Raw genomic sequence first — 5,421 nt, 5'->3', positions numbered from 1 at the left:
ACAATTCTGGCTGCACACGTAATTGCTCAATTGCAATCATTTGCTCAGATACAGCTAGTAAGAACAATTATTACTAGCTGTATCTGAGCAAATGATTGCAATTGAGCAATTACGTGTGCAGCCAGAATTGTTATATCAATACATACAAAAAATACAAGAATTATATAAAGAATACGGAAATATTAAACTGAACGAATTGCCTGCAGCTGAATTACAACAATTACAAGAACTCCTTTCGAACATGAATATTAAAAATGTCATATGTTTAGAAGATACAATGCAAATGGCGTTAGACAAGGTGACAATGCCAGAGCAGACGTTGCAAGTATTAAAAGTCGTAGAATCAGAAACTTGTAATATTGCAAAGAAACAAGAGGAGTCTAAGGAAGTAGAACTCCCGAAAGCAGAGAGCGATGATGTGAAGGTAGAGTTATCAAAAGTCGATCAGTTAAATGATTCCAGTTCAGCCGGAGCTGAGTTATTAAATAAAGCAACGGGTACTGACCAAATAGGAAAACAAAATAGTGGAGCTGAGAAGGTTACATTACCTGACTTAGGTAAGAAAATGGAAGCACAAGTAGAAGCATTGCAAAAGTTTGTAGTGAAACAAGAACGTGTTTTATTCCAGCTAAATCCAGAAAAACTTGGTACATTAACTGTATTTATGAAAAAGCATGGAGATCAAATTGAGGTTCATGTAGAAATGGAAAAACACGATGCGAAAAAACGTGTTGAAATGATTTTTGACGATTTGAAGCTAAAGTTAAAAGAAAAAGAAATTAATATTCAAATTAGTTATTCAGAAAAAGATGAACATCGTAAAGAACAACGAGAACAAGAGCAAAGGCAAAAACAAAAATTAGCAAATACGAAACATGAGAAACAACAATCAAAAGAATTTGCGGGATTATTGGAGGAATAAAGCGTGCCAACAGTTGGATTAAATACAACGAGTACAAATCATATTCCGTTACAAGCAGGAGCGCAAAAAAGTAATGTACCTGTTAACGGTGTACAATCGCCAGTTCAACAAACAAATGGAGTTTCAGCAGGGGAGCAAAAAACTCCTGGGGTAATGGGAAAAGATGATTTCCTAAAATTGTTTTTATCGAGTTTCCAACATCAAGATCCATTTAATGCGATGGATATGAATCAAATGATGAACCAAACAGCGCAGTTATCTCTTATGGAACAAGTACAAAATATGACAAAAGCAGTTGACTCTTTAAGAACGACGATGCATTCGACAGCGCTTGATGGTGGAATGAAGTTTTTAGGAAAGTATGTAAGAGGTATTGACGGTGAAGGGAACAAAGTAACTGGTCAAGTAGAAACAGTTCGCCTTGCAGAAAATAACGAAGTACAGCTCGTTATTGATAATAAAGTAGTGTCTCTTCGTTTCGTGGAAAGAGTGTCTGATAAACCAATTGGAGAAACGAATCCAGAAGATGCAAAGAAAGACGATCAAAAAGTAGCTGAAGAAGTAAAAATAACAAATTCATAAGGGAGTGTCCATACGTTATGATTAAAGCGTTATATACAAGTATTACAGGAATGAATGCAACACAAAATGCATTAAGTGTTACTTCAAATAATATTGCCAATGCACAAACAGTTGGTTATAAAAAACAAAAAGCAATGTTTGATGATTTACTGTACAACAATTCAATTGGTGCAAAAGGCGATGGTAAATACGCAGGAACGAACCCGAAAAGTATCGGTAACGGTGTGAAAATGAGCGGAACAGTTACGGACTATAGCGATGGTACAATTACGTTAACGGGTGGTAAAACACAAGCAGCAATGGAAGGTAATRGTTTCTTCGTAGTTGGTGATTCAAAAGGCGGCAACATGGAATTTACGCGTAAAGGTACGTTCGGGATATCTTCAGATTACTATATTACGAATACAGAAGGCCAATACGTATTCGCATATCCTGCAAATGCAGCAACTGGTGAAGTTGATTTATCTGGTATTCCAGGACCGTTGCAAATTCCAATGGGATCAGCAATCGGTGGTATTCGAACGTCAAAAGGAGTAATCGGAGGGAATATTCCAACTGATGCAAAACAGATTACGCAAGAATTGCCTGTATATGATGATGCCGGTAATACATGGACAATGCGTGTAGAATTTAAACAAACGAGCGAACATAATTATACATATAAAGTACAGATGCGTAATGATTCGAAAAAAGAAACAGAGTTTCAGGATGTTCAAGGTGCAGGTGGTAATATGACATTTGATGCAGTAGGAAATCCAAATCAGCAAAATCCAGGAGCAGCTATTCCGTTTAATGGCGGAACAGTAAATTTAGATTTTAGTAAATTAACAAACCATCCGACAGAGAAAACATTATCAGTAACAAACGTAGATGGTAGAGCGGCGGCGACTGTTAAAGATTGCTTTATTGCTGACGGTGGATATGTGATGGTAAAATATTCTGATGGAAGTATGAAATCTGCTGGTCAATTAGCTGTTGCAATGTTCCCAAATGAGGGCGGTTTAATGAAAAACGGAAATGGTAACTATACAGCGACAAATACAACTGGTATTTTAGCAATGGGCGTATCTGGTCAAAACGGTGCAGGAAAAGTACGTGGTGGCGCACAAGAAGGTGCAAACGTAGATTTATCTGTAGAATTCGTTGATTTAATGTTATACCAACGCGGATTCCAAGGAAATGCGAAAGTAATTAAAATTTCAGATGAAGTATTAAATGAAGTTGTGAACTTAATTCGATAATAAATCGTAAAGAAAAATTGTAACGTAGTAGAAAGGGTTTTTTATTCGTATGACAAGACAAGAGCGAATTTTACAATTGCCTTTTTTCGAAAATAAACGTGAGCTTGCTGAGCAAGTGTTAAAAATAGAACGAGAAGAGCATGTATATTTACCAGATCAATTTGAAATCAAACAAGTGCCTCCATATTCGTTTGGTGAAAAACAAGCAGTCATTGGCCTTATACACGAGTTTTATTTCGTAAGTATTGGTAGTAATGGTGTTTGGCAGTATCAATTGTTTAAAGATGAGATGAAGTGCCGTGAGTTTTTCGTTATGTTGCCGGATATTACGGATCAGCAGCTTGCTTTTTGGTTCAATAACATTGAGTTGTTGAAAGGGGCTTAAAAGCTTTCTTTTTAGGTTTTGAGAGAGGGTCCAGCGATGAGTAGTAGCGGTCAGTGCTTATGAGTGGCTCGTATGTTGTAAGACTAGAGATATGTAGTGGTTTTAAGGTAGTTGGAGAGGCTGGAATCCAAGTGTTTAGGTGGTGCCTCTTCTCTCTTTGAAGATATAGGGCCTATGAGCAGTGATTTGAAATAGATATAGATTAATTTAAGATAGTTGTGCTATATTGTATAATTAGACTAAGTTTATATAAAAGGAGAGGTGAGGAGGATGGCGCAGAATAAGTATCGCGTTACATTCATTTCGCCAAGTGAGGTTGAGCAACGTACTGTAATGACGGCGAGTAGTTTGCCTAATTTAATACGTCAAGTAGAGAGTATTATTGCAGATCCGAACGGTTATTTTGTAAATGATAAAAAGAATAATTGCTATTTTAAAGTGATTAAAGAAAATGTTACGTTTATTCAATATGAGTTACTATTTTCGGATAAGGAAATTCACATTGAAAAGTTAAAACATATAGCACCGGCGGTATTGAAACAAGTATTTAAAAAAATAAACGATTCGGAATTATATGCACTTGCACTCCTTGATGTTGATATAGCTACAAAGGAATATGTACTAGGAGAAATGAATCCAGAGCTTAGAGTGAGAGTGGAAACAGAGCTTGCAAAAAAATGGGAAGCGATGCCGACAGAAATTGTAGGAGCGCAAGAAGTGTTACTAGAGGCACTTGCTTCGTTTATACAAGATTAAGCTTTACCACTGTTTTTATTACTTTAAAACTATAAGGCTCAGTCAACTACCTATATTTTCATATAGGTAGTTGACTTTTGGGGTTCATTAAAGCTTAATAATTAGATATATGGAATTAATGAAAGGGGAGCGACACCTTTATGTCACAAGCACAAAGTATTTTATTAGAAAGTGGAACAAACGAATTAGAAATCGTAACTTATACTGTTGGTGAAAATTTATTTAGCATCAATGTAATGAAAGTGCGTGAAATTATTAATCCATTCCCTGTTACAACTGTGCCGGAATCTCATCATGCAGTTGAAGGTGTTGTTCAAGTACGCGGTGAAATCTTACCTGTTATTAACTTAGCGACAGCTCTTAATTTAAAATCTATAAAGCCACTTGATCAAACGAAATTTATCATCTCGGAATTAAACCAAATGAAAGTTATTTTCCGTGTTGATGAAGTGCATCGTATTCAACGCATTTCTTGGGAACAAATTGATGAGCCAGCTTCATTATCTATGGGACTAGAAGAAACGACGTCTGGAATTGTAAAACTAGATGGGAAAATTATCTTATTGTTAGATTATGAAAAAATTGTTTGCGAAATTAGTAACACTGGTTATGACAATAAAACACTTTCAGGATTAGAGCAAAAAACAGATCGTGCTGAAAAAGTTATTTATATTGCAGAAGATTCAGCGATGCTTCGCCAAATACTAGAAGAAACATTATCAACAGCTGGATATACGAAAATGAATTTCTTCAGCAATGGTGCAGAAGCGTTAGCGCAAATTGAAAAACTAGCAAAAGAGCAAGGTGAAAAAATGTTTGAACATATTCATCTGCTTATTACAGATATTGAAATGCCAAAAATGGATGGACATCATTTAACGAAAGTAATTAAAGACAGTGAAGTAATGAAGCAATTACCAGTTATTATTTTCTCTTCTTTAATTACGAATGAGTTGTTCCATAAAGGTGAGGCAGTTGGAGCGAATGCTCAAGTGAGTAAGCCTGATATTCAAGAGTTAATTGGTTTAGTTGATAAGTTAGTGTTGTAAAAAAGTTTTGAAAAGCGTTTTTTTTTGTTGGGATAGAGGAACTAGCCRAGTGAGGAAGCGGTCAGTGCCTAATAGGTTTCCATGCGATGTAAGACCAKARATATKGAGTGTTWTTAGGTWAGTGAAAGAAGTGAGCCTCCGAGTGAGGGTTTGAAGAACCGGTTTACAACTCTTTTCTATTTAGTTAGAAGTGAGCCTCTGAGTGAGAGTTTGAAGAATCGGTTTAAAATACATTTTTTTAGCTGAAAGAGAGGAACTAGCCATGTATAGTACTGGTTAGTTCCTTTTTAGTATTCTATGCTTTGTACAGGCAGAGAAATCAAACGTTTCTGGAGTGTTTATGACTGTAAGTATTAATAGTCTCTTTCGTGTAGTTAGCTGTTTGTATTTAGGGATTATTGATTGGTTTACTTAATAAGTGGTAGGCTTTTTTTATTTAAAAATATAAGAGGATGTATCTCTGGAATGTGTTAGTAATATTTCGTG

The 5,421-nt window shown here is 35.7% G+C and carries 5 protein-coding genes and 1 pseudogene; all 6 read left to right on the top strand.

Annotated elements, in window-relative coordinates; genetic code table 11:
- Nucleotides 1–61: 61 nt before the first annotated feature.
- A pseudogene (locus AC1DTM_RS17505) lies at nt 62–922 on the top strand (flagellar hook-length control protein FliK); the annotation flags it as partial.
- Between the two features lie 3 nt (nt 923–925).
- Nucleotides 926–1,504, top strand: a complete 579-nt coding sequence (locus AC1DTM_RS17500) for a flagellar hook assembly protein FlgD (protein WP_016104397.1) — start codon at nt 926–928, stop codon at nt 1,502–1,504.
- Nucleotides 1,505–1,521: 17 nt separating this feature from the next.
- Complete coding sequence (locus AC1DTM_RS17495) at nt 1,522–2,745, top strand: flagellar hook protein FlgE (RefSeq protein WP_477000562.1); 1,224 nt, start codon at nt 1,522–1,524, stop codon at nt 2,743–2,745.
- A 49-nt stretch (nt 2,746–2,794) separates the two neighbouring features.
- The gene (locus AC1DTM_RS17490) at nt 2,795–3,130 is read left to right on the top strand and encodes a DUF3964 family protein (protein WP_016104399.1); all 336 of its coding nucleotides are present in this window, start codon (nt 2,795–2,797) and stop codon (nt 3,128–3,130) included.
- A gap of 270 nt (nt 3,131–3,400) precedes the next feature.
- Entirely contained in the window at nt 3,401–3,886 is a 486-nt protein-coding gene (locus tag AC1DTM_RS17485; RefSeq protein WP_016104400.1) for a hypothetical protein, read from the top strand.
- Between the two features lie 140 nt (nt 3,887–4,026).
- On the top strand, nt 4,027–4,935 hold the full coding sequence (locus AC1DTM_RS17480) for a chemotaxis protein (protein ID WP_016104401.1): 909 nt from the start codon (nt 4,027–4,029) through the stop codon (nt 4,933–4,935).
- The last annotated feature ends 486 nt before the right edge of the window (nt 4,936–5,421 follow it).

The organism is Bacillus sp. P4_D3 (genome assembly GCF_056401855.1).
The sequence above is the reverse complement of the archived record's forward strand: the minus strand, read 5'-3'. Positions and strand labels throughout refer to the sequence as shown.

What these genes read in the sequence shown, in the direction of transcription:
- AC1DTM_RS17490 (WP_016104399.1), top strand. Translation starts at nt 2,795, where the DNA reads ATGACAAGACAAGAGCGAATTTTACAATTGCCTTTTTTCGAAAATAAA.
- AC1DTM_RS17485 (WP_016104400.1), top strand. Translation starts at nt 3,401, where the DNA reads ATGGCGCAGAATAAGTATCGCGTTACATTCATTTCGCCAAGTGAGGTT.
- AC1DTM_RS17480 (WP_016104401.1), top strand. Translation starts at nt 4,027, where the DNA reads ATGTCACAAGCACAAAGTATTTTATTAGAAAGTGGAACAAACGAATTA.